The following is a 25,260-nucleotide window of genomic DNA, read 5'->3' as shown; positions in this document are numbered from 1 at the left end:
CACAATACGCCCCAGACCGTTTTCCTCAGGATGTTCAATGTTTAAATCAATTCCCATGCGTGTTGCAGGGCTGGCGTTGGTGCTGGCCGCCGCGGCCGGTTGCTCGTCGAAGAAAGCCCCTATCTACGAGCATGAGAACTTCGATGACTCCGGAACGTTTTCGCGCAGCTACCCGGTGACTGATGCGCAGACGTGCGAAGCCGCCCGTCGGGCGTTGCTCAGCCAGGGCTACATCATCACCAGCGCCGACCCGAAACTGGTCAGCGGACACAAAAGCTTCCAGCAGACCGGCGAGACCCACATGGAGATCAGCTTCAGTGTGGTCTGTGCCGATGACGGCAGTGAGGGGCATCACGCGACCATGTTCGCCAACGCCCTGCAGGATCGTTATGCGCTGAAGAAGACCAACAACTCCGCCAGCGTTGGGGTGGGCGTGCTGGGTTCTGTGTCGATGCCGATCGGTTCGTCCGACGACTCGATGGTCAAGGTTGCCAGCGAAACCGTATCGTCGCCCAAGTTCTACGAGCGTTTCTTCACCCTGGTCGAGTTGTTCCTGCCACCGGAAGCGAAAAAGGCCGCGCACATCAAGGATAAGCCAAAACCCGATCTCGGCGTGCCTGAAGCCAAGGCCGCACCTGCTCCGTTGGCGCCGTCTGCGGCACAACCTGCACCGGCGCCTGCCGAAGCTGCTCCAGCAGCCTCTGAGCCTATAGCACCGCCGCCTGAAGCCGCTCCGATTGCTCCGGCCGGGAACGCCGAGCCGGCATCGACCACGGAAACGGTCACTCCGCCGCCCCAATCAAGCCTGCCTCCACCCACCGAGCCTATTTCGGCCATTCCTGTATCAGGCGAGTAATCGTGCTCTGACGCTGCGGGATCAGGTCGGACGACACCGATCCCGCAGCGGCGCTTTTAAATTGACCCGCGTCAACCCAGGCCGTTGTCCTACGGCCCGTATCGAAAAAATCCTGTGATAAATTCCTGACCGCCTGCTACGTTTTATTAAGTAGCTGCTGAGCGGCGTGCCTGCGTCATTTTTCTTTCACGTGGGCACTTTATGCTCGGGGCGCTGGTCATTTATTCAGGCGTTTTTTTCAACGAGCTGTGGGGGATTCAAAATGGACGAATATCAAGAAGAGCTGCTCGAGTATCAGGCGTTTGAACTGGACCCGCTGGAACCGGCCGAAGACGCTACCGAGCTGTAAGCGTCAAGCGGATTGGCGATGACTGCGGCGAAACTCGCCGGGAGTCTGGCCGCTCCAGCGTTTGAAGGCCCGTTGAAAGGCTTCGGCTGAGGCAAAACCCAGCAGGTAGGCGATTTCTCCGAACGCCAGTTCGGTATCGCGGATGTAGGTCATGGCCAGGTCGCGACGCGTGTCATTGAGGATTGCGCGAAATTGCGTGCCTTCCTCGGCGAGTTTGCGGCGCAAGGTCCAGGTCGGCAGCTTCAGGCGTGCCGCCACTTCTTCCAGGTCGGGTTCCCGGCCTCCATTGAGCAATGGCCCCAGTAGCTGAGTGATGCGTTCACGCAGGCTGCGGGTGCGTGTCAGTTGCTCCAGTTCCCGCTCACACAGTTGCAGCAAGTGTCGCCAGGTGCTCGGGCAGTGTTCCGGGTTGCGCTGGGCGAGGCTGGCAAGGCTCAAGCGCAATTGATTGTGCTCGCAGCCAAACTGGATCGGACTGTCACCCAGCACTTCATAAGCCGTTCGGTAATCCGGCTCTTCGAACTCGATCTCGATACGTTCGGCCCGCAACGGGGCAGGGCTGATGCTGGACAACTGCTGTAACCAGCCAGCAATGATCGAATCCACCACGAAGCGGTTGTAGGCGTTGTAAGGGCTGATGGAATAAAACCGCAGCCAGGCGCCTTGGGCGTCTTCGTGAAAACTCGATTGACCGCGATAGTTGGAGCCATACAAGGCTTCGAAGCGAATCAGGCAGCGCGCGGCTTCTCGCACCGTTGGCGCTTGAGCGGCCGTGACCCCGGCCAGGCCGACCTGGCTCAGGCGACTGAGCTGACCCATGCGTAAGCCAAGTGCCGGGTTGTCGGTCAGTTGAATGGCGCTGTGGCCCAGGCGCATGTAGCGCGGGATCGAGAGCCGGGCGCCCGCTTCGCTGAGGCGAGCCGCGTCGAGGCCGTATTGTTCGAGCAGCGGCTGAGGGTCTACACCGTGGCTGCGCACGGCGTCGGCCAGGCTATGAACAAAGCCCACCGACAAATCGCCGAGGCGCATCGGCAACGGTTTCATCGGTTACAACCAGAGGTTCAGCAAGCGCGCGCCACGGGCATTGCCGTCGGCGAACTGCTGCCCGTTGCTGCTGAGAAAACTTTGACCGGCGCTGCCCTTATCCCAGAACTGACCACGCAGAAATACGCTCATGCCAGCGATTGCCTGGCTGCTGGGCGGTTGAGCAGTGAGTGTCAGACGATGCCAGGCCTGGCCCTCGCTGAGCTCCCCGGCCTTGAGACTGACCGAGCCGGGCGTCGACAGCCCCTTGTAACCGCGCCACGGTTTGTCCCAGGTGCCGCGCCCGACCACAAACGCCGGGACCGCGACGAACTGCGCACCCTGGTCGTCGAGCTTGCGGTAATTGTCCGGGTACCAGCTGTCGCTGCCGATCAGCACGCCCAGGCGTCCGGCCGGGGTATCGACGACGTTGAGCGTATGCTCGCCGTTGGCGGCAATGACTTCATGTTCATCGAAAATCGGATGCATCTGGCGCTGGGGTTGGCCGATTGGCAGGCCATCGCGACCGAACACCACGCTGCTGTTGTACAACGCGCCGCGGCCGATTTTCAGGGTGCCGTCGATGATGCTGGGCTCGGGTAGCACGATGGAGCCCGCCACCAACGTCACGTGGAATTCTTTCGCCAGACCACCAAACAGCGCCTGGTAGTCCTTGGCCATGCCTTTGGCCTTCATGCGCAGGTGCGCGTCGTCCAGACGTTTTTCGCCCTTGGCGCTGATCAGTGCGCGGACGAACTTCAGTGGGTTGCTGACCGCCAGCCAGTTCATGGCCTCCTTGAGCGTGGTGGCCTGGTACAGCTCATCTTTCTCGCCGCTGACCATCAACCAGGTGCCGACATGTTCGGGCAGGACGACGATGGTTTTTTCATTCAGCAGGCCCTGGTCCCGGGCCTTCTGCAAATAAGCCGCCAGCTTGCGGTGCAGGCGCTCGGGGCTTTGATAGTCGGTGGGAAACAGCTCGGGCTGGATGCCCAGCAAATTGCCGCGATCAGCGGGGGTGCCTTGGTCGACCGCGAGGTTGATGCGCAGGTCCGACAGGTAATGACCCACCGGACGGTCCGCGGCCCACATGGCGTAGGTCGTAAGGGCGGCAATCAATGCCATGGAGAAGGTCAGGTACAGAAGTTTGCGCATGGGGAAACAGTCAACGGCCGTGTGCAGGATTCGCGACTAGGGTAGGGCGCATACCGGCACTTGCCAAGGGGCGCTGCACATTTGGATCAATAAGTTGTCAGTTACGGTCATTGAGTGATGGCGGTGTGACTCTTAGTCTGTCCTACATGACTGACGGGGGCCGTAGAGCTCCTGCACTTTTTCCGTGATCGCTCGATGTGGAGTTACCGATGGCCGCCGCTCATTATCCGCACCTGTTGGCCCCGCTGGACCTGGGTTTTACCACGCTGCGCAATCGTACCCTGATGGGGTCGATGCACACTGGTCTTGAGGAAAAGCCCGGCGGTTTCGAGCGCATGGCGGCGTACTTCGCCGAACGTGCCCGCGGCGGCGTTGGCCTGATGGTCACTGGCGGTATTGGCCCGAACGACGAGGGCGGGGTGTACTCCGGCGCAGCCAAACTGACCACCGAGGAAGAAGCGCTCAAGCACCGGATCGTCACCCGCGCGGTGCACGAGGCCGGCGGCAAGATCTGCATGCAGATCCTTCACGCCGGGCGTTATGCCTACAGCCCGAAACAGGTCGCCCCGAGCGCCATTCAGGCCCCGATCAACCCGTTCAAGCCAAAAGAACTGGACGAGGAAGGCATCGAGAAGCAGATCAGCGATTTCGTCACCTGTTCGACCCTGGCGCAACAGGCCGAGTACGACGGCGTCGAGATCATGGGCTCCGAAGGTTATTTCATTAACCAGTTCCTCGCCGCCCACACCAACCACCGTACTGACCGCTGGGGTGGCAGCTATGAAAACCGCATGCGCCTGCCGGTGGAAATCGTCCGTCGGGTGCGCGAAGCGGTAGGCCCGAACTTCATCATAATCTTCCGCCTGTCGATGCTCGATCTGGTGGAAGGCGGTAGCAGCTGGGAAGAAATCGTCACGCTGGCCAAGGCCATCGAGCAGGCCGGCGCGACCATCATCAACACTGGCATCGGCTGGCACGAAGCGCGGATCCCAACCATCGCCACCAAAGTGCCGCGCGGCGCGTTCAGCAAAGTCACGGCCAAGCTGCGTGGCTCGGTGAGCATTCCGCTGATCACCACCAACCGGATCAATACCCCGGAAGTGGCCGAGCAGATTCTGGCCGAAGGCGATGCCGACATGGTCTCCATGGCGCGGCCGTTCCTCGCCGACCCGGACTTCGTCAACAAGGCCGCGGCCGGCCGTGGCGATGAAATAAACACCTGCATCGGTTGCAACCAGGCTTGCCTCGATCACACCTTCGGCGGCAAGTTGACCAGTTGCCTGGTGAACCCGCGCGCCTGCCATGAAACCGAACTCAATTACCTACCGGTGCAGCAGATCAAGAAAATCGCGGTGGTCGGTGCCGGCCCTGCGGGTTTGTCCGCCGCGACCGTGGCGGCTGAGCGTGGTCATCAGGTGACCCTGTTTGATTCGGCCAGTGAAATTGGCGGCCAGTTCAATATCGCCAAGCGTGTGCCGGGCAAGGAAGAGTTCTTCGAAACCCTGCGCTACTTCAACCGCAAACTGCAGACCACCCACGTTGAGGTGTGCCTGAACACCCGCGTCGACGTGGCGAAACTGGTCGAGGGCGGTTACGACGAAATCATTCTCGCCACCGGCATCGCGCCAAGAACCCCGGCGATTCCGGGTGTCGAGAACGCCAAGGTGTTGAGCTACCTGGACGTGATCCTTGAACGCAAACCGGTGGGCAAGCGCGTCGCGGTGATCGGTGCCGGCGGTATCGGATTCGATGTCTCGGAGTTCCTGGTTCAACAAGGCGTGGCCACCAGCCAGGATCGCGAGGCGTTCTGGAAGGAGTGGGGCATCGATACGCATCTGCAAGCGCGCGGCGGTGTCGCCGGCATCAAGGCTGAACCTCACGCACCGGCGCGTGAAGTGTTCCTGCTGCAACGCAAAAAATCCAAGGTCGGCGATGGTCTGGGTAAAACCACTGGCTGGATTCACCGCACCGGTCTGAAAAACAAGCAGGTACAGATGCTCAACAGCGTCGAGTACCTGAAGATCGACGACGAGGGTTTGCACATCCGCATCGGCGAAACCGGCGAGCCGCAGTTGCTGCCGGTGGACAACATCGTGATCTGCGCCGGGCAGGATCCGCTGCGTGAATTGCACGAGGGGCTGGTGGCGGCCGGGCAGAACGTGCATTTGATTGGCGGCGCGGATGTGGCGGCAGAGTTGGATGCCAAGCGTGCGATCAACCAGGGTTCGCGGTTGGCTGCGGAGTTGTAACCCGCAGGTTTAGCGTGCCAACGGCCTTCGCGAGCAAGCCCGCTCCCACAGGTTCTGTGTTGTTCACAAATTTTGTGACCGATACAAAACCCCTGTGGGAGCGGGCTTGCTCGCGAAGGCGTCCATTGAGCGGCTAGACTGTTGGATCTATCCGAGCACAATCAGGCGCCAATGCTTTCCCCTCCAACCGATTGGCTACCCCAGGCCCCCCTCGAATTCCTTCATCTCGGCTGGCTGACCAACGCTGGCATCGAAGTCGCGATCCTGCGCCTCGACCAGATCGACCCGCTGATCAGCGGCAACAAGTGGTTCAAACTCATCGAGCACCTGAAGGCCGCTGACCGGATCAGTGCCGAAGGCATCATCAGTCTGGGCGGTGCCCACTCCAATCATCTGTATGCATTGGCGGCGGCGGGTAAGCGTTTTGGTTTTCGCACCGTTGGCCTGCTGCGCGGTCATCCGCAAGAAACGCCGACGGTGAAAGACTTGCAGGCGTTCGGCATGCAGTTGCATTGGCTGGGTTATGGCGGTTATCGCGCGCGGAACGAGCCGGGTTTCTGGTTGCCATGGCAGGCGCAGTATCCCGACCTGCATCCTGTACCGGAAGGTGGTGGCGGCTTGCAGGGAGCAAAGGGTTGCATGCCGCTGAGGACAATGGTCAGCGAGCAACTGAACGGTCTGGGCTGGAGCGACTACGACGGCTGGTGGCTGGCCTGCGGAACGGGCACCACCCTGGCTGGTCTGGTGCTGGCCGAGGCGGGTGAACACCCGGTGTATGGCGCGCTGGCGGTGCCCGACGATCATGGGGTGGCGCAGCAAGTCGAATCAATTGTGCAAGAAGCGGGTTTACCGGATCGCGCTTATGAATGGTTCGACGCCAGCCGTGGCGGCTTTGCCAAAGTTGATCCGCTGTTGCTCGAATTCATCGATCAGACCGAACAGGCCAGCGGCATTCCCCTCGAACCGCTGTACACCGGTAAAGCCCTGTTGGCGCTCAAGCAGCAAGTAGACGCGGGAAGATTTGAAAGCGGCACGCGCCTGATCTTCATCCATACCGGCGGTTTGCAGGGCCGCCGGGGCTTCCAGTGAGCGGCGGGACTCACCCGCGCTTGGGCATCATCCGCAGCAAGGTGTTATCACCCACGACATAGTGGTGATAAATCCCCGCTACGGCGTGCAGGCCGATCAGCCAGTAACCAATGGTGCCGCCGAGTTCATGCCAACCCTGTATCTGCTTGGCCAACGCCTTGTCCTCCGCGACCAGCAATGGCAAGTCGAAGCCGAAGAACATCACTTGGTGACCCTTGGCGCTGGTGACCAGCCAGCCCAGAATCGGCATGGTGATCATGAAAATATACAGCGCCCAGTGCATCAGTTTGGCCAGCACGGTCTGCCAGTGAGGCGAGGCCGGGAAGATTTTCGGTGCCGGGCCCAGGCTTCGAGCGAATAGCCGCAGCCAAACCAGGACGAACACCAATAAACCCAGCATGAAGTGCGATTCGGTGATCAGCGTCCGGCCGCCACTGCCTTTTGGAAAGATCCCGCGAAATTCGATACAGGCATAAACCAGCGCCAGCAGGACCAGCATCAACCAATGCATCGCGATCGATACGGTGCTGTAGCGTGAGTCGGAATTCTTCCAGGGCATACGGTGTTCCTCACAGGTCAGGTCGAGCCACCGCTCTTGTTCGACGGTGTGCTTTAACTGTAATCCGCTTTGGTGGATTTGCCTGTGGCTATTTGGGCGTGCAATGCTCTGGATCAAGTGGTTGGACACAAAAAAGCGCCAGTTCCGTTAAGGAATTGGCGCTTTTTTATGCTGCGGCAGGCGCAATCAGCTGGTTTGTGGCATCTCGCCCTTGGCCAGACGCTTGTTGATATCGGCGATCACCTCCGGCAAATCGGTGATGGTGTCGATCATGTAGTGCGGGCGCGAGCCTTCGAACATCCCGTGGATGCGCTTGCGTTCGCTGTCCAGTTGGTCGCTGCCGAGGGCGCGGTAACCTTCGTAGTCCAGGCCCAGCGCATTACCGGAACAAATCAGCGCCACGGTCCACATGCCGGCGCGACGACCTTCAAGAATGCCCGGCACGGTGTCGTCAATCTTCACGCAGGCCGCGACATCATCGATCCCGAGGGCGATCACGTTGGCCAGCGCCTGGGCCGGCCATGGACGACCGTTGGGCACTTCGTCGGTGGCGACCACGTGATCGGCGATGTAGCCGTTGGTGGCGGCCAGTTCGACCACCTTGTCCATGACCTGTTTCGGGTAGCCGGAGCAGGAACCGATCTTGATTCCTTGCTGGCGCAGGTTGGCGATGGTGTCCAGCGCGCCCGGAATCAGCGCCGAGTGCTCGGCGATTTTCTCGATTTGCAGGGGCATGAAGCGTTTGTAGATGGCGGTGACGTCATCGTCGGTCGGCGTGCGGCCGAACACGGCGCGATAACGTTCGGCCACTTGCGGCTGATCGCACAGGGTGCGGATGTGGTCCCACTTGCCCATGCCCATCGGGCCGCGGGCTTCTTCAATGGAAACCTGGACGTCGAATTCAGCGAAAGCTTCGACAAAAATCTGCGTTGGGGCGAAGGAGCCGAAATCGACCACGGTGCCAGCCCAGTCGAGGATGGCGGCTTGCAGTTTGGTTGGGTTTGTATAGTTCATGGTGATCAAATCCTGTGGCAACTGGCTAAAGGAGAGCTGCGTTTGGTGGGAGCGGGCTTGCTCGCGAAGGCAGTCGACATAATTGTTGCCTGACACTCCGCCTTCGCGAGCAAGCCCGCTCCCACAGGGGATTGCGGTGTGAATCAGATTTCGAGGACTTCCATCTCGCGCAGTACTTCGGCGATTGCCGCCACCGCCGCGTGCATCTCGTCCTGGTTGACGTGTCCGATGCAGCCGACGCGGAAGGTTTCGACCTGGGTCAATTTGCCGGGGTAAAGGATGAAACCCTTGGCCTTGACGCGTTCGTAGAATTCCTTGAACTGGTAACGCGGATCTTTCGGCGCGTGGAAGGTGACGATGATCGGCGCCTGAATCGCGGCGGGCAGGAAGCTGCGCAGCCCCAGTTTGGCCATGTCATCGAGCAGCACCTGGCAGTTGTTGGCATAGCGCTGATGCCGTGCGGGCAAACCACCTTCTTCGTTGTATTGCAGCAGGGCTTCGTGCAACGCCGCGACCACGTGGGTCGGCGGGGTGAAGCGCCATTGGCCGGTCTTGGCCATGTAGATGTGCTGATCGAAAAGGTCCATCGCCAGCGAGTGCGAGTTGCCAGCGGCATTAGCCAGCGCTTCTTTGCGAGCGAAGACAAAGCCCATTCCCGGCACGCCTTCCAGGCATTTGCCCGAAGCGGCGATCAGCGCGTCGAACGGCACCTGTTGCGCATCGATCGGCAACGCGCCAAAAGAACTCATGGCGTCGATGATCAGGCGTTTGCCGTGTTGCGCAATGACGTGGGCGATTTCCGGTAGCGGGTTGAGGATGCCGGTGCTGGTTTCGCAGTGAATCAGCGCGACGTGGGTGATGCTGGCGTCGGCACGCAGCAGGCGGTCGACGTCGGCGGCGGTGGTCGGCTCGTCTTCGGCGGTTTCGAAGGTGCTGAAGGAGCGGCCGAGTACTTCGCAGATTTTCGCCAGGCGTTTGCCGTAGGCGCCGTTGATCAGCACCAGGACTTTGCCGTCGCGAGGCACCAGCGTGCCGATCGCCGCTTCGACCGCGAACGTGCCGCTGCCTTGCAGGGGCACGCAGTGGTGGCTGTCGCCGCCGTTGATGATCGCCAGCAGTTGTTCGCACAGGCTGGCGGTCAGTTGATTGAAACGGTCATCCCATGAACCCCAGTCGACCATCATCGCCTGACGGGTGCGGGCCGATGTGGTCAGTGGGCCGGGGGTGAGCAGGATGGGTTCGACAGTACTCATTCTCGTGTCCTCGCAATCGATGGGATGAAGCTACGGGGCTTAAATTGCAATTTGCCGTGCTATCAATCAAATTGTTTGTTGTTATGCCAGTCATCAGTGAGGGTTATTCATGAACCTGTTCCAGCTCCGCGCATTCGATGCGGTGGCCCGCGAGGGCAGTTTCACCCGGGCCGCCGCGCGACTGTTCATCAGCCAACCGGCGGTCACCGGGCACATCAAGGCGCTGGAGGAGCATTACCAGATCACCTTGTTGCGGCGCACCGCACGACGGGTGGAGCTGACGGAGGAGGGCACCAAACTGGCCGCGATCACCCGGGCGATGTTCGGTCTGGCCGAAGAAGCGCAGGTGATGCTGGAAGCGAACCGGCAGTTGCTGACCGGGCGTCTGGAGGTGGCGGCGGACGGGCCGCACATGGTCATGCCGATGCTCGCCAGTTTGCGCGCGCGGTATCCCGGCATTACCGTGAACCTGCGGCTGGGCAATGCTCAGGAAACCTTGGCGGCGTTGTTGTCGGAGCATGCCGACGTGGCGGTGCTGACCGAGGTCGAACCGCGCAAGGGGCTGCATTTGCAAGACTTGAGCGAATCACGGATTTGTGCGCTGGTGCCCGACGGTCATCCCTGGGCGCAGATGTCCAAGGGGGTACCGCTCAAGGCGCTGGATCAGGTGATCATGGTGTTGCGTGAGCCGAGTTCGATCACCCGGCGCACTTTTGACGAGGCGTGCGTAGCGGCGTCGGTCAGTCCACGGGTGTTGCTGGAGCTGGACAGTCGCGAGGCGGTGACTGAAGCCGTCGCCGCAGAGTTGGGGGTCGGCGTGGTGTCGTCGGTGGAGGTCAGTCATGACCCGCGGGTGGCGGCGGTGCCGATTCTGGGTGAAGGGTTGGTTAACCGACACATGATTGGCTGCATGGAGCGGCGGCGAGATTTGCGCTTGATACAGGCGTTTTTCGAGTTGGCACCCGCCCGATAAACCGAGGCGCGGCCTTCGCGAGCAAGCCCGCTCCCACATTTGATCGCATTTCTCCAGGAAGAACTCGGTCAAATGTGGGAGCGGGCTTGCTCGCGAAGGGGCCGGGCCTGCCTACACAAGGCTTTCGCGTACCATCTCCAGAAACGTCGCCACCACCCGCCGCGAACTCTGCTCGCGCAAGCACACCAGTGTCTCGGTCAATCGCCGCTTGCAGTCGGTAATCGGCAACGCGCAAACCCTGGAATCTGCACCGAACTCGGCGGCCGACACCACACCTACACCAATCCCCACCACCACCGCCTCACGCGCTGCTTCCCGGCCTTCAACCTGAATCGCCGGGCGGATACGTAAGCCTGCCTGAGCCATTTCTTCTTCCAGCGTCTGCCGCGTCACCGAGCCGATTTCCCGCAGCACCAACGGCGTGTCATCCAGATCCGCGAGGCAAATCGACTCGCGGTCGGCCCACGGATGATGGCGCGAAACGAACGCCACCATCGGGTCGTTGCGCAGCGGCAACGAGATCAGACGCTCGTCACTCACCTCCCGGCCCAGCAGCGCCAGATCGGCCTGATAGTTGAACAACCGGAACAGCGATTCGTCGGTGTTGCCAGTTTCGATCTTCACGCTGATGCCGGGGTAGCGCTCACAAAAGCGAGCAATCTGCGGCAACACATGCACTGGCGCATCCACCGCGAGAATCAGGCTGCCGGTTTGCAAGGCCCTGGAGTCATGCAAGAGCTCCTGCGCCTCGGCCTCGATAACGAACAATCGTTGAGTAATGCTCAGCAACCGCTCGCCCAAATCCGTCAGCCGGACCGAACGTTTGTTGCGGTGGAACAACAGCACACCGAAGCGCTCTTCGAGCTTGCGCACTTGGTCGGAAATCGCCGGTTGCGTGAGGAATAGCCGCTCGGCGGCTTTGGTGAAGCTTCCATGGACGGCCACGGCGTGGAAGGCTTTGAGCTGGGCGTGGGAAACCGACATCGAAACCTCCAGTAACAAGCTGAGCTTATATTGGAAATACGATAAATCGATTTCACTTATTAATCAGTAATTGTTTTTATCCACCTCAGCCCCGGTGACTGGTCAGTCGAACAGCGTCGGCGGCCATGAGCCTGTGCGTGCAACAGCAGGACTCATCTGACCGATATCGCCAAAGGGAAGCCGCGATATCGAAGTGCTCAACAATAAAAAAACAGGCGTTATTTCTCAATTTCTGCCGGCACACTCACACCCTGAGGTCAGAACCACCATGAACAAGCACATCGGCACCATCAAGCGTTGGCGCGTGCAGATCTTCGCGATCACCTGGCTCGCTTACGCCGCGTTCTACTTCACCCGCAAAGCTTTTTCCGTGGCAAAACTGGGGATCGCCGAAGACCCCACCTTCATGCTCGACAAAATGGCCATGGCCAACCTCGACGCCATCTACCTCACGGCTTATGCCATCGGGCAATTCACCTGGGGCATCCTGGCCGACCGCTTTGGCCCAAGGGTCGTAGTGTTTGGCGGGTTGTTGATTTCAGCGGCAGCAGCCTTGGTGATGGGCAGTTTTGCGACGTTGCCAATCTTCGCTACCTGCATGTTGATTCAAGGGTTTGCCCAGTCCACCGGCTGGTCCGGGCTGTGCAAGAACCTCGGTAGCTTCTTTCCCGCCGAACAGCGCGGGCGGGTGCTGGGGTTGTGGAGTTCCTGCTACGCCTTTGGTGGGTTGGTGGCTTCGCCGTTCGCTGGCTGGTGGGCGTATACGCTGATCGGCACCTGGCATGCGGCGTTCTTTTCCAGTGCGGCGGTGGTTGGGCTGGTCGCCGTGCTGTTTTTTATTTTTCAGCGCAACAAACCCGAAGACGTTGGCTTGCCGGCGGTGGAGCCGGAGCCGGAACTGACGGCGCAAGAGGCCGACGCGCAAAGCAAGATCAGCATTCTGGAACCGTTAAAGGAAATTCTGCGCAACCGCACCGTGCTGGTTCTGGGCCTCGCATACTTTCTGCTGAAACCGGCGCGCTACGCGATTCTGCTCTGGGGGCCGGTGATCGTCTTCGAGCAGATGCCCTCGGTGGGCAAGGTCGGCGCGGCAATCATTCCGACCGCGTTTGAACTGGCCGGGTTGCTTGGGCCGATCCTGCTGGGGCTGGCTTCGGACAAACTGTTCGGCGCCCGACGCATGCCGGCGTGTGTGCTCAGCCTGTTGGCGCTGACGGTGACCCTGGCGTTGTTCATGGGCGCCCTGCATACCGGCAGCGTGATGCTGGTGGTGGCGCTGCTGTTCGTCATGGGCCTGACCCTGTACGGACCGGACTCGATGATCAGCGGCGCGGCCGCGATCGATTTCGGCACCGCCAAGGCGGGCGCCACAGCGGCCGGTTTCGTCAACGGTTGTGGTTCGGTCGGGGCGATTCTCGGCGGATTGCTGCCGGGCTACTTCGACTCGGTCACCGTGTTCATCGTCTTCGCCGGCTGCGCGCTGTTCTCGGCCCTGGTGCTGATCCCGCACTGGAACAGCCGCCCGGCTGGCCTGCGTGCCGAAAGCGCTTTCGTGCCTAACCAACGGATGACTGTAAAACCTCTGCGTAGCTGAACCCCTTTCCCTCGCGGCTTGCTGCGCCTGCGGCAGGCTAGCGGGTGGACATCTGACTGGAGATTTCCAATGAGACCCTTTTGGCTGGACCAGGCCCTGAAGGCCGATGTGTCCGACACCTGTCCGGCACTGGAAGGCGACACCCGGGCCGAAGTCTGCATCGTCGGCGGCGGCTACACCGGGCTGTGGACAGCGATCATGCTCAAGGAACAGAACCCCGAGCTGGATGTGCTGCTGATCGAGGCCGATATCTGCGGCGCCGGCGCCAGTGGGCGCAACGGTGGTTGTGCGCTGTCGTGGTCGGCCAAGTACTTCACCCTTGAACGGCTGTTCGGCGTCGAAGAAGCGGTGCGACTGGTCAAGGAGTCGGAGCGCAGCATCCATGCCATCGGCGCCTTTTGCGAGCAGTACGCGGTGGACGCCGATTACCGCCTCGACGGTACGCTCTACACCGCCACCAACCGTGCCCAATGCGGCTCGACCGATGCCGTGATCGCGGCGTTGGAGCGCAATGGCATCAACTCTTTCACCCAACGGCCGGTGGCCGATGTGCAACGCATGGCCGGTTCCAGCAAACATCTGGAAGGCTGGTTTTCCCCGGCGGCGGCCAGCGTGCAACCGGGCAAACTGGTGCGCGGCTTGCGCCGGGTCGCCTTACAACTCGGGGTGAGGATTCACGAGCACACCGCCATGACTGGGTTGCAGGAGGGCAAGCCTGCGGGGATACAAACCCTCAACGGCACCGTTCGCGCGGATCGCGTGGTGCTGGCGATGAACGCCTGGATGGCCCGGGCGTTTCCACAGTTCGAGCGCAGTGTGGCGATTGTTTCCAGCGACATGCTGATCACCGAACCGCGACCTGATCTGCTCAACGAGATCGGCTTGACCAGCGGCGTCACCGTGCTCGATTCGCGGATTTTCGTGCACTACTACCACAACACTCCGGACGGCCGAATCATGCTCGGCAAGGGCGGCAACACCTTTGCTTACGGCGGGCGAATGTTGCCGGTGTTCGATCAGCCATCGCCCTATGCCGGTTTGTTGCAGCACAGCCTGAGCGAGTTCTTCCCGGCGTTTGCCCAGGTCAAGGTCGAGGCGACCTGGAACGGTCCGTCTGATCGCTCGGTCACCGGTTTGCCGTTTTTCGGTCAGATGAGTGCCAGCGGCAACGTGTTTTATGGTTTCGGATACTCCGGCAGCGGGGTTGGCCCGTGTCATATGGGCGGGCAGATTCTCGCCTCGATGGTTCAGGGGCTGGACAACGCCTGGACCCGTTCGCCTCTGGTCAACGGACCGTTGGGCTTGTTTCCGCCAGAACCGATTCGTTACCTCGGCTCCCTGATGGTGCGCAACGCCATTCGCCGCAAGGAACGCGCCGAGGATCACGGGCGCCGGCCACGGCATCTGGATGTGCGTCTGGCGAAGTTCGCGGCGGCGGCCGGCAAGGCTGACAAGGGCTGAGTGTCAGGGCGTGAGGTCCGAGCGATTGACCAGCCAATCGAGCAGCAAGTGGCTATCGCGGCGTGGCTCGGGAACAGGCCGGGTGCGTGGGTGATGGCCCATGCCGACGCACAGCACCGGCCGGTCCGGATCACTGTCGAGAAAACTGATCAGGACGTCGCTGCCGCCCGTTGGCAGGTTGCACGGGTTAATCCGAGCGTCCGGCGCTGCAAGGGCCACCGGTAGCCAGAGTCCGGCAGATTCAAGCGGATCCGCTTGCGCTGTTGGCCACAGCCCGACCTGTATTCGACCTCGATCATCCAGCGCCGCCGGCTGCCCGGCAGGGCCCAGCACCCGGGCGGGCTGATAGCCCGGGATGCTCGGCCTGGTCTGTTTGAGCGCCGGCCTGAATACGGTTGACCAGGGAATGGCGGCGAACTGATTGCGGTAATGGCGGACAGTGACGGGGTTGTCGGTGGCAAGAATCGAAGGTTGTTGGCCCTGATGGCGGATTTCGGTGAGCAGCCACTGATCGTTGAAATTCGCCAGTGGATGTTCTGACACTTGCACTATCCGTGCGCTGCGCAGTGCGCTCTGGTTGCTTTGACCGTGGATCTGCAGGTGCTGGCAACGCAGACGTTCCAGTTGTCGTCGGCTCAACTGATCGCGATGGATGTGCTCGGCCGCGGGCCGGACTATCACTGGCAATGGTTTGCTGAAAGCGTGGTTGGCCGCTCCCTCGTCGGGTTTTTGCGAGCCACGGTTCCTGGCTTCCAGTCGTGAGGGAAAGGGCGGCGAGTCATGGCGCTGGAACAACTCACTGATCACCGGCACGTCAGTGTCGTCGGGCGCGTTGCCCTGGAAAGGCGTAAGGACGGGGTCCTGGGGGAAACTCAGGCTGTCATCGGCCAGGACCAGCACATGCCCGTCGCGCTGATGTTCGAAGTGATAGTGAATGCCTTCTTCTTCGCACAGCCTTTGCAGCAATGCCAGATCGCTCTCCTCGTACTGAATGCAAAAAGGCCGGACGGGATAGTGTTCGTTCGACAATTCAAAGCGATAGCTCCCTGCGGGCACATCATGTTCCTCCAGCAGTTGGCGCAGGATCATCGGTACGCTGAGGTGATGAAAGACGCGGCGTGAACGCTGCCGGTCGAGCCATTGAAGGTAGGGCACCAGCACCAGTTTGTAGCCGATCCGGTGTGGGCCGCGATGCTCGCGACTGGCTCTGTGAAGTACGCCATGAATACCCTGGCCCTCCATCAGGCTGAGGAACACCGGCTGCTGCAGCAATCGGTCGAGGTTCATGGCCGGTGCGAGGCCGATCACTTCGATGTCGAATCGATAGGGCTGGTTGAGGGCTTCTCGGCCACTGAACTGCAACACCTGCAAACTCAAATCGCCGTCGAGAAGTGTCAGGGTGAAGGGACTTTCCTTGTCGTTGTGCATCGAGCGCGCTTCTGCCATGGAATTCGGGCGCAGAGGGTACGAAACCACAGCCCTTTATGGTCACCGCAAATCGAAGTTTCAGAAACGCCCTACAACTGCCGGTGAAGATGTCGATTGGTCATGCGGGTGAACAGGGTGGATTTTTTGGTCGATTGCCAACTTTAGGGCGTATAAACTTGCGCCATGCGTCGGCCAATAGATGTCTCGGCGCCATAGATCAAGAGAGTGAGTAATGGGCGCACAGTGGAAGGTTAAACACAAAGAAGCGGCATCTAACGCCAAGGGCAAGATCTTCGGCAAACTGGTAAAAGAAATCACCATCGCGGCCCGAAACGGTGCCGATACTGCCACCAACGCACACCTGCGTCTGGTGGTCGAGCAGGCCAAGAAAGCCTCGATGCCCAAGGAAACCCTGGATCGCGCGATCAAGAAAGGCGCGGGCCTGTTGGGTGAAACCGTGCAATACCATCGCGTGACCTATGAAGGTTTCGCACCGCATCAGGTGCCGCTGATCGTTGAATGCGTGACCGACAACATCAACCGCACCGTTGCTGAAATCCGCGTTGCGTTCCGCAAGGGCCAATTGGGCGCTTCCGGTTCGGTAGCGTGGGACTTCAACCATGTCGGCATGATCGAGGCGTCCCCGGACAGCCCTGACGCCGATCCGGAAATGGCCGCCATCGAAGCCGGCGCCCAGGATTTCGAACCAGGTGACGAAGAGGGCACGACTCTGTTCCTGACCGAGCCTGCGGACCTGGACGCTGTGCAGAAAGCTCTGCCCGAGCAAGGGTTCACCGTGTTGTCGGCCAAGTTGGGTTACCAGCCGAAAAACCCGGTCAGCGGTCTGAGCGATGAGCAGATGGCTGAAGTCGAAGCCTTCCTCGAAGGCCTCGATAACCACGATGACGTGCAGGACATGTTTGTCGGGTTGGCGGGGTAATTTGATTTTTCAGTGACACCGCTTTCGCGAGCAAGCCCGCTCCCACATTTATCTGTGTTAAACACATATTTTGCTATTAACAGAGATTAAATGTGGGAGCGGGCTTGCTCGCGAATGACCGCGTAGCGGTCACCGATTTTCCAGTATTCGCACAATCTCCGCGAACCCCGGTCGCTCCAGCACCTGCGGCTGACAGCAGCGCTGCTGCAACTGCTCCAGCTGCACACGACCTTCATCGCTCAACCCTGAGTCGATCCGTTCCAACAATTCCCCCAGCAAAACACCAAACGCCCGCACTTCTATCCGTTGCAGCGCACGGCTTTCAAGGCTGTCCGAGAGGGCATGGAAAGACGCGGCGCCAAAATCCCCCAGCAGACAATCACCGTGCTCGTTCCACAGAATATTGTGGCCGTAGAGGTCGCCGTGGGTGATGCCATGCTGGTGCAAATGTTCGGCTGCCGAGGCGATGCCACAGACGATCCGCAATGCCACGCCAGCGCTGAACCGGGTGTCGTTGGCGTAAACGTCTCGGGTGCATGACGCCAGGCTCGGCAGCCCGGCCAGATTGCGGTAGCTCGGATCGATCAATTGCATTACCAGCCCGGCCTGAGCTTCTGGATGCTCGACGACTCGCCCTTCAACCCGGATCAGGTTGGGGTGACTACCGGCGGTGATGCAGGCGTTCATCTCGTGCAACGGCGAGCCATCGCTGGTCATTTCGCCTTTGTAGAGTTTGACCGCGACCTGAGTGGCCGGCTGGTCCGGTCGATCCCACATGGCCCGATGAATCACTCCTGAGGCGCCTTCGCCCAGTTGCTGCTCCAGCCGCAGTTCAGACCAGGGAATGCGGGGCGTGGCTTCGAGAGCGGCCGCATCGGCTTCGGTCTCCAGCGGGTTACCGGCGTACGCCAGCCAGGTCAGGCTGGGCAGGGACAGCAGCCACTCGGGCAACTCGCTCAACTGATTGGCGGCGATGCGGATCAGTTCGAGTCGATGGCAATGACGCAAGCTCTGCGGCAAACGTTGCAAGCGGTTGCCAGCCAGCATGAGTTTTTGCAGGTGCGGGCGTTCACCTAGCTCAGCGGGCAGTTCAGTGATGCAGTTATCGGTCAGGATCAACCAGCGCAGCAACGGTGGCAGGGCGGCGCCTGGCACGTGCTCGATGCGGTTGGCCTTGAAGCCGATCATCGTCAGCGCGGCGCAGTGGCCCAGACAGTCGGGCAGTTCGGTGAACAGATTGTCCGAGCAGAACAACACGCGCAAACGGGTCAGGCGGTGCAAGTCGTCCGGCAGACTGCTCAAGGCATTGCCGCTGAGGTTGAGGACTTCCAGCGAGTCCGCCAGGTTGAAGATTTCTCGTGGAAACTCCGTCAGGCCGCCGGTGAGGTCCAGGCGGGTGATGCCCGACAGTTGGCCGGCGCGCAGTTGGGCAAGGGTATCCATGAACAGATTCACTCTTGATCGAGAGGAGGGCGCGGAGGCCTGGAAACGGGCGACATGATACCGGCAAATGTGTGATGTCTGTCAGGCCGCCTTCGCGAGCAAGTCGAATCGTCGCACCGCCGCTCCCACATTGGAATGCGATCAACTGTGGGAGCGGGCTTGCTCGCGAAGGCGGCCTGACAGACACCACAAAACTTACGGCCCCCTGACTTCGACCAACTGCCCCAATCGGCTGCGCGTGCGCGCCAGATCGATGGCATCGCCGCTCAGGCTTTCGCGCAAAGACTGCTGGCCGAGTAGAATCAGGTGCTTGTCCTGGTCGTACAGGACGTCGACCAGATTGATGAAGCGCTGCTGGGCGGCGATGGAACACTCGGCGAGGTTGGGCAGTTTATCGATGAACCAATGATCGAAACGTCGGCACAGCTCCAGGTAATCCATGACCGCTGTGGGGTGGTCGCACAGATCGCCGAAGGTGAAACCGATGGTTCGCCCTTCGCAGTGTCGGGCCTGAAGATTGCGTGTCCCGACGGGCAGTTGAATGGCCGGCGCGTCGCGTTCGGGCAGGTTCAACGACTGACGCTGCGCCAGCGTGGCCGGCCAGACGTACTGGCCTTGGGTAAACAGCTGCTGGGCGTGGGTTCTCGCCTGACTGCGGTAGTCGTGGGGGCCGCCGACCTCCATGACCTGCATGCGAGCGTTGATCAGGTCGATCGCCGGTTTGAAGCGCGCGTGGTACAGCGGGTTGGGCAGCAGTCCTTCCGGTGGGTAGTTAGACGTGACCAGCAGCAGGATGCGTCGGCGGAACAATGCCTTGAACAGCCGGGTAATGAGCATCGCATCGCCGATGTCATGGACGTGAAACTCGTCGAAACACAGCACCCGGCAATCGCGCAGCTGTTCGTCGAGGGTGGTTTCCAGTGCATCGGGTTGATCGCGATGAGTGAACATTCCCTGGTGAAGGTCCGCAAAAAAACCATGAAAATGCAGGCGCTGTTTTTCCGCAATGGGAAGGGCCTGGAAAAAACCGTCGAGCAGCCAGCTCTTGCCGCGACCCACAGCGCCGTGCAGATAAAGGCCGGGAAGCGTTTTTGCCGAGGTGCCCGACAGCGCGGCGGCGTGTTGCGCCATGCAGTCGATGACGCGCAGTTGGCTATGGCTGAGGGTGTAACCCTGGGTGTGGGCCTTGCGGTGGAAGTAGTCGTGGATGACTCGACCGGTTGCGGTGTCACCGGCGGATGCCGCCGATGATTTGCCGAACAAGCGGCGAAGCGCAGGCCAGCGTGGTGTGAGTCGCGAGCGGTTTGGCGGTCGAACGGCCACTGTGATTTCACCCCGTAATTTGCACGCCGGCTCCCCCGAGCTGCGGCGGCGTAGTGTAACCAAACGGGGAATTTTCATTCCAGTTCTGTCGACGAAGCCTGTGTGGCGAGGGAGCTTGCTCCCGCTGGGCTGCGAAGCAGCCCCCAAAACCATTCAACGCGGTGTTCCAGACACACCGCGTTGAATGGTTTACGACTGCTGCGCAGCCGAGCGGGAGCAAGCTCCCTCGCCACAGGGTTTACGGTGTCTGGAATCGCTCAGGCGACTAGCGCTCGATACTACGATTCCACCGCGCATTCCACGCCGGGCGCTGTTCGTTGACCTGATCCCAATCGATCGCAATGGCAGTGGTCAGGTACTGCTTCATCGCCTCCACCTGGCCGCGGGTCTTGTCGGTGGTCGGGGTATTCGGGTTGGACGGGATCTGGTCGCCATCTTCAAGCGCGGCGGCCTGCGCTTCAGGTGTCAGCAAGAAAGCAGCGAGTTTTTGCGCCAGTTCCGGCTGAGTGTTGTTGGCGATGGCACATTCGGCCACGTTGAGCACCACGGCGCCTTCCTTCGGTTGCGCATATTCCACCGGCATGCCCTTGAGTTTCAGGGCGGTGACCTGGGTCGGCGTCAGCGGGAACAGCGCGGCTTCGTCGGTCTGAAGCATTTCGGAAATCTTCGCCGAACTCGGAATGTACTCCAGCACGTTGCGCCCGACGGTGTTCGGCCACGCCTTGAAGCCTGGCTCGACGTCGGTTTCGCTGCCGCCCTGAATCCGGTTGAACATCAGGAAGCCGTGCAGGCCAAAGGTCGAGGAGGCCATCGACTGGAACACCAGTTTGTCCTTGAAGCGCGGGTCGGCCATGTCCATCCACGAGGTCGGCGCGGTCCAGCCTTTCTCCTTGAACAGACGCGTGTTGTACGCCAGCCCGGTCACGCCGAGGCTGACCGCTACGGCCTGATCCTTGATACGGCCCTTGGCCGGAATCTGCGCCAGCGGTGCGCTGTCTTCGAGTTTGTCGCACAGCCCCATGGCGATGGCGCGGTACATGATGCCGTCGTCGAGGAACATCACGTGCATCTGCGGGTTGCCTTTGCTGGCCTGGACCTTGGCCAGAATATCGGCGGAGGTGCCGGGCACGATCACCACTTTGACGTTGTTGGCCTTCTCGAAAACCGGCAGCACCTTGTCGGCGTAGAGCCGCTCCATGGTCCCGCCGTTCATGCCCAGGTAAAGCGTCGGTTCGGCCTGGGCCTGGGTGGCGGCGAGCAGGGCGCCCAGGCAGGAGATACCGAGCAGTGCAGTGCGTTTGACGTTATTCATTAGCGCGACCTTCCTCTATCAAGCAACGGAGATGGAGTGAAACCGGGTGATGGAAAACGCATCCAGCGACGTTTTTGAGGCGCCGCTGCAGATGATTTCGGTGAGCGCCTGGCCCACCGCGGGACCGATCTGAAAGCCCGCACCGGCAAAGCCGAATGCGTGCAACAGACCGGGTTGAGTGCCACTGTGGCCGATCACCGGTTGGCGATCGGGCAGGTAACCTTCGGTGCCGCTCCAGGTGCGAATCGCCTGGGCGCCTTCAAGAAACGGATAAAGCTCGACCGCCTGACGCAGGATCTCGATTACCGCGTGCTGGCCCGGCCGGGCGCGGGCACTGTCGAGGGCAAAGCCCTGGCCGCCACCCAATACACAATTGCCGCGCGCGACCTGGCGGGCATAGATACCGCCGCCCTCGACCCCGGTGCTGGCATTCATCACCAGCGGCAAGGGCTCGGTGACCAGCATCGCCGGGTGCCCGGCGTGCATCGGCACTTTCTCACCGAACTGTTCTGCCAGGGTGCCGGCCCAGGCTCCGGCGCAATTCAGCAGCCAGGGCGCCTGCAGTTCCAGACCGGTTTGAGTGCTGACGCGAAAGCGCTGGCCGTCGTGTTCCACCGCCGTCACCGGGCATTGTTCATGGACCTGGGCGCCATGTCGCCGCGCCGCCCGGGCAAACGCCGGGGACACCAGTCGCGGGTTGGCATGACCGTCATCGGGGCAAAACGAGGCACCGACCGCCACCTCGCCGACCCACGGAAAACGTGCGCGTAATTCACTGCGATCGAGTACCTGCAAGTCGAGGCCAAAGCCCCGGCTGCTGGCGGCATAGTCTTGCAAGGCGTGCAGATCGTTGAGGCTGCGGGCCAGTTTCAGGTGGCCGCTGCGCTGATACTCACCGTCGATGCCAATCAGCTGCGGCAGTTGTCCCCAGATGTCGTGGGCCCGCTGCGACAGCGGCAGTTGCGAGAGTGGTCGCCCCTGGCGCCGCACGCCGCCGTAGTTCACGCCGCTGGAATGCGAGCCACAAAAGTCCCGCTCCAGCAGCGCCACGCGACGCCCGGCCTTGCTTAGAAACAGCGCGGCGCAGGCGCCGACAATTCCGCCGCCGATGATGACGGCATCGACTTCGATCATGACTCGACCTCCAGACCAAACGGCAGGGGTTTGATGGGGGCCTGAGCCCGAAGCCTGCCGATGTCGGACACGCAGCGCTGACTTTCGCAGGCAATGATTTCCGCGGCGGCGGCGCCACACATCCGTCCCTGACAGCGGCCCATGCCGACCCGGCAATGCGCTTTGACCCGGTTGATCTCCCAATGACCCTCGCGCACAACCTGGCGGATGTCGCCAGCCCGCACTTCTTCGCAACGGCAGATCATCACGTCATTCGGGGCATCGGCGGCCCAATGCTCGGGAAAGACGAAGGCCCGTTCCAGACCTTGGCGGAAGGTATCGATCCGTCCCAGCGCCTGCTCCAATTGCGCCCCTCGTTGCGGCGGGATCAGGTAACCGATGTCTTCGAGCAACGCCAAAGCCGCGCGTTCGCCGGCCATTTCCGCCGCGTCGGCGCCCATGATGCCGGCGCCGTCACCGGCCAGGTAAACCTCGGCGACACTGCTGCGACCGGCGCTGTCGCGTTGCGGCAGCCAGGCGCGGTTGAGCGGATTCCAGGCGAATTCACAGCCGAGCAGGTCGGCGAGTTGGGTTTCACTGCGCAGGCCGTGGGCGAAGGCGACGGCGTCGCACTCCAGAGACTGATCGCCCTTGGCGTTGCACCAGGTCAGCGATTGCACCCGCTGTTCGCCGTTGATGCCTGTGAGGCTGGCACCCTGGTGCACCGGGATGCCGTGGGCGGTCAACCAACTGCGGTAATAGATGCCTTTGGCCAGGGTGGCCGGTTGCGAGAACAGGCCGGGCAGGGCGCGGGCTTGAGCGCTGAAAGGCGAGCTGTCGAGCACCGCGACCACCTTGGCGCCGGCCTTGGCGTATTGATACGCCACCAGGTACAGCAACGGCCCGCTGCCGGCGAACACCACGCGTTCACCGATGGCGCAGCCTTGAAACTTGAGGGCGATCTGCGCAGCGCCGAGGCTGTAAACCCCCGGAAGGGTCCAGCCTGGCACCGGCAGAATCCGGTCGGTGGCGCCCGTGGCGACGATCACCCGGGAGAACGCCAGCCGCGCGGCGCGGCCTTCATGCAAGGTGTCGAGCGCACCGTCTTCGGCGTTCCATACCAGCGTCTCGGGACGGTAATCGAGTTGCTCGCGTAGCGCGTCGATCGTCTGATGCAGCGCGTTGGCCTTGCCGACTTCGAAGCCATACAGCTTGACTGGCGAGCGCTTGAAGTTTGCCGGTTGGCGACGATAAATCTGCCCGCCACCGCGTGCGGCTTCGTCCAGCAGCACCGGGCGAACGCCGTGGGCGACCAATGTTTGCGCTGCCCGAATCCCGGCCGGACCCGCACCGATGATGACCACCGAATTCATACCCAACCCCCTGTGGGAGCGGGCTTGCTCGCGAAGGGGGCGGTACATTCAATAGGTGTGGTGGCTGACACGACGCTTTCGCGAGCAAGCCCGCTCCCACAGTTGATGCGGGGTGCCCCCGGGTGTTGTGAACGCCGCCGACCCCTTGTGGGAGCGGGCTTGCTCGCGAAGGGGGCGGCACATTCAATAGGTGTGGTGGCTGACACGACGCTTTCGCGAGCAAGCCCGCTCCCACAGTTGATGGGGGTTGCCCCCGGGTGTTGTGAACGCCGCCGACCCCTTGTGGGAGCGGGCTTGCTCGCGAAGGGGGCGGCACATTCAATAGGTGTGGTGGCTGACACGACGCTTTCGCGAGCAAGCCCGCTCCCACAATTGATGCGGGGTGCCCCCGGGTGTTGTGAACGCCGCCGACCCCTTGTGGGAGCGGGCTTGCTCGCGAAGGGGGCGGCACATTCAATAGGTGTGGTGGCTGACACGACGCTTTCGCGAGCAAGCCCGCTCCCACAGTTGATGCGGGGTGCCCCCGGGTGTTGTGAACGCTGCCGACCCCTTGTGGGAGCGGGCTTGCTCGCGAAGGGGGCGGTACATTCAATAGGTGTGGTGGCTGACACGACGCTTTCGCGAGCAAGCCCGCTCCCACAGGGGATCCGGGTTCGGCAGATTGAAAAGGTGTTCATAGGGACCTCCCCGGTTCGCGGCTGATTTGCTGTCCGGCTTCGAGCAACGTCGAGCAGGCGCGCACGCGTCGACCATCGCCCAGCCTTACCCAGCAGTCCTGACATGCACCCATCAGGCAGAATCCGGCACGGGGTTCGGCGCTGAAGTCGCTGCCGCGCAAGTGTTCGCTGCAGGTCAGCACCGCCGTCAGCAAGGTGTCGCCGAGCAGGCCGGTGGCCGGTGTGCCGTCGAGGGTAAAGTCCAGGGCCGGGCGGTCGCCTTCGGCCAGTCGTTTCAGCAGAGCCATGGCGCCCTCATTGTTTGCCCACCAGAACCCGATCGAGGCCGTAGACCCGGTCGAGCAGAATCATCGTCAATGCAGTCAGCCCAATCACCAGTGCCGACACCGCCGCCATCATCGGATCGATGGATTCGGTGGCGTACACATACATCCGCACTGGCAGAGTTTGCGTGGCCGGCGAGGTGACGAAAATCGACAGCGTGACCTCATCAAAACTGTTGATGAACGCTAGCAGCCAGCCCCCGGCCACCCCCGGCAGAATCATCGGCAAGGTGATTTCCCGGAACAGCGTGAAGCGCCCGGCACCGAGCGATTGCGCGGCGTGTTCGGCGCTGCGATCCAGGCCGATGGCCGACGCCAGCACCAGCCGCAGCACGTACGGTGTGATCACCAGCACGTGGGAGAAGATCAGCCAGGCGAAGCTGCCGTTGACGCCCATCAGCGCAAACAACCGCAGCAACGCCACACCCAGCACCAGGTGCGGAATGATGATCGGCGACAGGAACAGACCGTTGAAAAAGTCGCGGCCGGGGAACTCGAAGCGGGTGATCGCCAGCGCCGCCGGCACCGCAATCAGCGTCGCCAGACTGGCCGCGCAAAACGCCAGGATCAGGCTGTTGTAGAACGCATCGACAAAGTCAGCACGCTCGAACACCGCGCGGAACCAGCGCAGGGAAAACTCGGTGGTCGGCAGGCTCAGGGTGTTTTCCGGGGTAAAGGCCACAAGGCAGACCACCACCAGCGGCGCCAGCATGAACAGCACCACCAGGGTATGGAACAGCAGGGCGAAAGGACCGTTCTTGGACATGAC

Annotated in this window: 21 protein-coding genes; 7 read left to right on the top strand and 14 right to left on the bottom strand. The window is 61.6% G+C overall.

Annotated features, from left to right (window positions below):
* Positions 1-37 precede the first annotated feature (37 nt).
* Entirely contained in the window at positions 38-856 is an 819-nt protein-coding gene (locus tag DFS28_RS06750; protein ID WP_111449080.1) for a DUF2242 domain-containing protein, read from the top strand.
* 352 nt (positions 857-1,208) lie between these two features.
* On the opposite strand, the gene DFS28_RS06745 is transcribed toward DFS28_RS06750, so the two are convergent.
* On the bottom strand, positions 1,209-2,249 hold the full coding sequence (locus tag DFS28_RS06745; protein WP_111449079.1) for an AraC family transcriptional regulator: 1,041 nt from the start codon (positions 2,247-2,249) through the stop codon (positions 1,209-1,211).
* Between the two features lie 3 nt (positions 2,250-2,252).
* Complete coding sequence (locus DFS28_RS06740) at positions 2,253-3,383, bottom strand: carbon-nitrogen hydrolase family protein (RefSeq protein ID WP_111449078.1); 1,131 nt, start codon at positions 3,381-3,383, stop codon at positions 2,253-2,255.
* A 209-nt stretch (positions 3,384-3,592) separates the two neighbouring features.
* On the opposite strand from DFS28_RS06740, the gene DFS28_RS06735 reads away from it, so the two are divergent.
* Together DFS28_RS06735 and DFS28_RS06730 are read left to right on the top strand one after the other, a co-directional pair.
* A complete protein-coding gene (locus DFS28_RS06735) occupies positions 3,593-5,632 on the top strand; it encodes an FAD-dependent oxidoreductase (protein ID WP_111449077.1) in 2,040 nt (679 codons plus the stop codon).
* A gap of 171 nt (positions 5,633-5,803) precedes the next feature.
* Positions 5,804-6,721, top strand: a complete 918-nt coding sequence (locus DFS28_RS06730) for a 1-aminocyclopropane-1-carboxylate deaminase/D-cysteine desulfhydrase (protein WP_111449076.1) — start codon at positions 5,804-5,806, stop codon at positions 6,719-6,721.
* A 10-nt stretch (positions 6,722-6,731) separates the two neighbouring features.
* Here the strand turns inward: DFS28_RS06730 and DFS28_RS06725 are convergent, their stop codons facing one another.
* From DFS28_RS06725 to DFS28_RS06715, 3 genes are all read right to left on the bottom strand, one after another.
* Positions 6,732-7,280: a cytochrome b gene (locus DFS28_RS06725; protein ID WP_111449075.1), complete on the bottom strand. Its 549-nt coding sequence runs from the start codon at positions 7,278-7,280 to the stop codon at positions 6,732-6,734.
* Between the two features lie 186 nt (positions 7,281-7,466).
* Positions 7,467-8,294, bottom strand: coding sequence for a phosphonoacetaldehyde hydrolase (gene phnX, locus DFS28_RS06720; protein WP_111449074.1), 828 nt, complete (start codon positions 8,292-8,294; stop codon positions 7,467-7,469).
* 143 nt (positions 8,295-8,437) lie between these two features.
* On the bottom strand, positions 8,438-9,547 hold the full coding sequence (locus DFS28_RS06715) for a 2-aminoethylphosphonate--pyruvate transaminase (protein WP_111449073.1): 1,110 nt from the start codon (positions 9,545-9,547) through the stop codon (positions 8,438-8,440).
* A 109-nt stretch (positions 9,548-9,656) separates the two neighbouring features.
* Here DFS28_RS06715 and DFS28_RS06710 point away from each other — a divergent pair, with 109 nt between their 5' ends.
* Complete coding sequence (locus DFS28_RS06710; protein WP_111449072.1) at positions 9,657-10,520, top strand: LysR substrate-binding domain-containing protein; 864 nt, start codon at positions 9,657-9,659, stop codon at positions 10,518-10,520.
* A gap of 111 nt (positions 10,521-10,631) precedes the next feature.
* Here DFS28_RS06710 and DFS28_RS06705 read toward each other — a convergent pair whose 3' ends face one another.
* The gene (locus DFS28_RS06705; RefSeq protein ID WP_111449071.1) at positions 10,632-11,504 is read right to left on the bottom strand and encodes a LysR family transcriptional regulator; all 873 of its coding nucleotides are present in this window, start codon (positions 11,502-11,504) and stop codon (positions 10,632-10,634) included.
* A gap of 268 nt (positions 11,505-11,772) precedes the next feature.
* On the opposite strand from DFS28_RS06705, the gene DFS28_RS06700 reads away from it, so the two are divergent.
* Together DFS28_RS06700 and DFS28_RS06695 are read left to right on the top strand one after the other, a co-directional pair.
* On the top strand, positions 11,773-13,098 hold the full coding sequence (locus DFS28_RS06700) for an MFS transporter (protein ID WP_111449070.1): 1,326 nt from the start codon (positions 11,773-11,775) through the stop codon (positions 13,096-13,098).
* 69 nt (positions 13,099-13,167) lie between these two features.
* Positions 13,168-14,559 (top strand): FAD-dependent oxidoreductase, encoded by a 1,392-nt coding sequence (locus DFS28_RS06695; protein WP_111449069.1) that lies wholly within the window; start codon positions 13,168-13,170, stop codon positions 14,557-14,559.
* Between the two features lie 3 nt (positions 14,560-14,562).
* On the opposite strand, the gene DFS28_RS06690 is transcribed toward DFS28_RS06695, so the two are convergent.
* The gene (locus DFS28_RS06690) at positions 14,563-15,987 is read right to left on the bottom strand and encodes a type VI secretion system Vgr family protein (RefSeq protein WP_111449068.1); all 1,425 of its coding nucleotides are present in this window, start codon (positions 15,985-15,987) and stop codon (positions 14,563-14,565) included.
* Positions 15,988-16,219: 232 nt separating this feature from the next.
* Here DFS28_RS06690 and DFS28_RS06685 point away from each other — a divergent pair, with 232 nt between their 5' ends.
* A complete protein-coding gene (locus tag DFS28_RS06685; RefSeq protein ID WP_008148440.1) occupies positions 16,220-16,927 on the top strand; it encodes a YebC/PmpR family DNA-binding transcriptional regulator in 708 nt (235 codons plus the stop codon).
* A gap of 129 nt (positions 16,928-17,056) precedes the next feature.
* On the opposite strand, the gene DFS28_RS06680 is transcribed toward DFS28_RS06685, so the two are convergent.
* From DFS28_RS06680 to DFS28_RS06640, 7 genes are all read right to left on the bottom strand, one after another.
* Positions 17,057-18,370 (bottom strand): leucine-rich repeat-containing protein kinase family protein, encoded by a 1,314-nt coding sequence (locus DFS28_RS06680; protein WP_111449067.1) that lies wholly within the window; start codon positions 18,368-18,370, stop codon positions 17,057-17,059.
* Between the two features lie 195 nt (positions 18,371-18,565).
* The gene (gene zapE / locus DFS28_RS06670; RefSeq protein WP_111449065.1) at positions 18,566-19,693 is read right to left on the bottom strand and encodes a cell division protein ZapE; all 1,128 of its coding nucleotides are present in this window, start codon (positions 19,691-19,693) and stop codon (positions 18,566-18,568) included.
* Positions 19,694-19,958: 265 nt separating this feature from the next.
* Entirely contained in the window at positions 19,959-21,005 is a 1,047-nt protein-coding gene (locus tag DFS28_RS06665) for an ABC transporter substrate-binding protein (RefSeq protein WP_102616487.1), read from the bottom strand.
* Positions 21,006-21,023: 18 nt separating this feature from the next.
* Positions 21,024-22,139, bottom strand: a complete 1,116-nt coding sequence (locus DFS28_RS06660; protein WP_111449064.1) for an FAD-binding oxidoreductase — start codon at positions 22,137-22,139, stop codon at positions 21,024-21,026.
* Positions 22,136-23,491, bottom strand: a complete 1,356-nt coding sequence (locus DFS28_RS06655; RefSeq protein WP_111449063.1) for an NAD(P)/FAD-dependent oxidoreductase — start codon at positions 23,489-23,491, stop codon at positions 22,136-22,138. Before DFS28_RS06655 ends, DFS28_RS06660 begins: the two co-directional genes overlap by 4 nt.
* 673 nt (positions 23,492-24,164) lie before the next feature.
* Positions 24,165-24,455, bottom strand: a complete 291-nt coding sequence (locus DFS28_RS06645; protein WP_111449061.1) for a (2Fe-2S)-binding protein — start codon at positions 24,453-24,455, stop codon at positions 24,165-24,167.
* Positions 24,456-24,462: 7 nt separating this feature from the next.
* Positions 24,463-25,257: an ABC transporter permease gene (locus DFS28_RS06640; RefSeq protein WP_111449060.1), complete on the bottom strand. Its 795-nt coding sequence runs from the start codon at positions 25,255-25,257 to the stop codon at positions 24,463-24,465.
* Between the last annotated feature and the right edge of the window lie 3 nt (positions 25,258-25,260).

The organism is Pseudomonas sp. 478 (assembly GCF_003254125.1).
Classification (GTDB): Bacteria; Pseudomonadota; Gammaproteobacteria; order Pseudomonadales; family Pseudomonadaceae; genus Aquipseudomonas.
This window is presented reverse-complemented; position numbering and strand designations above follow the sequence as displayed.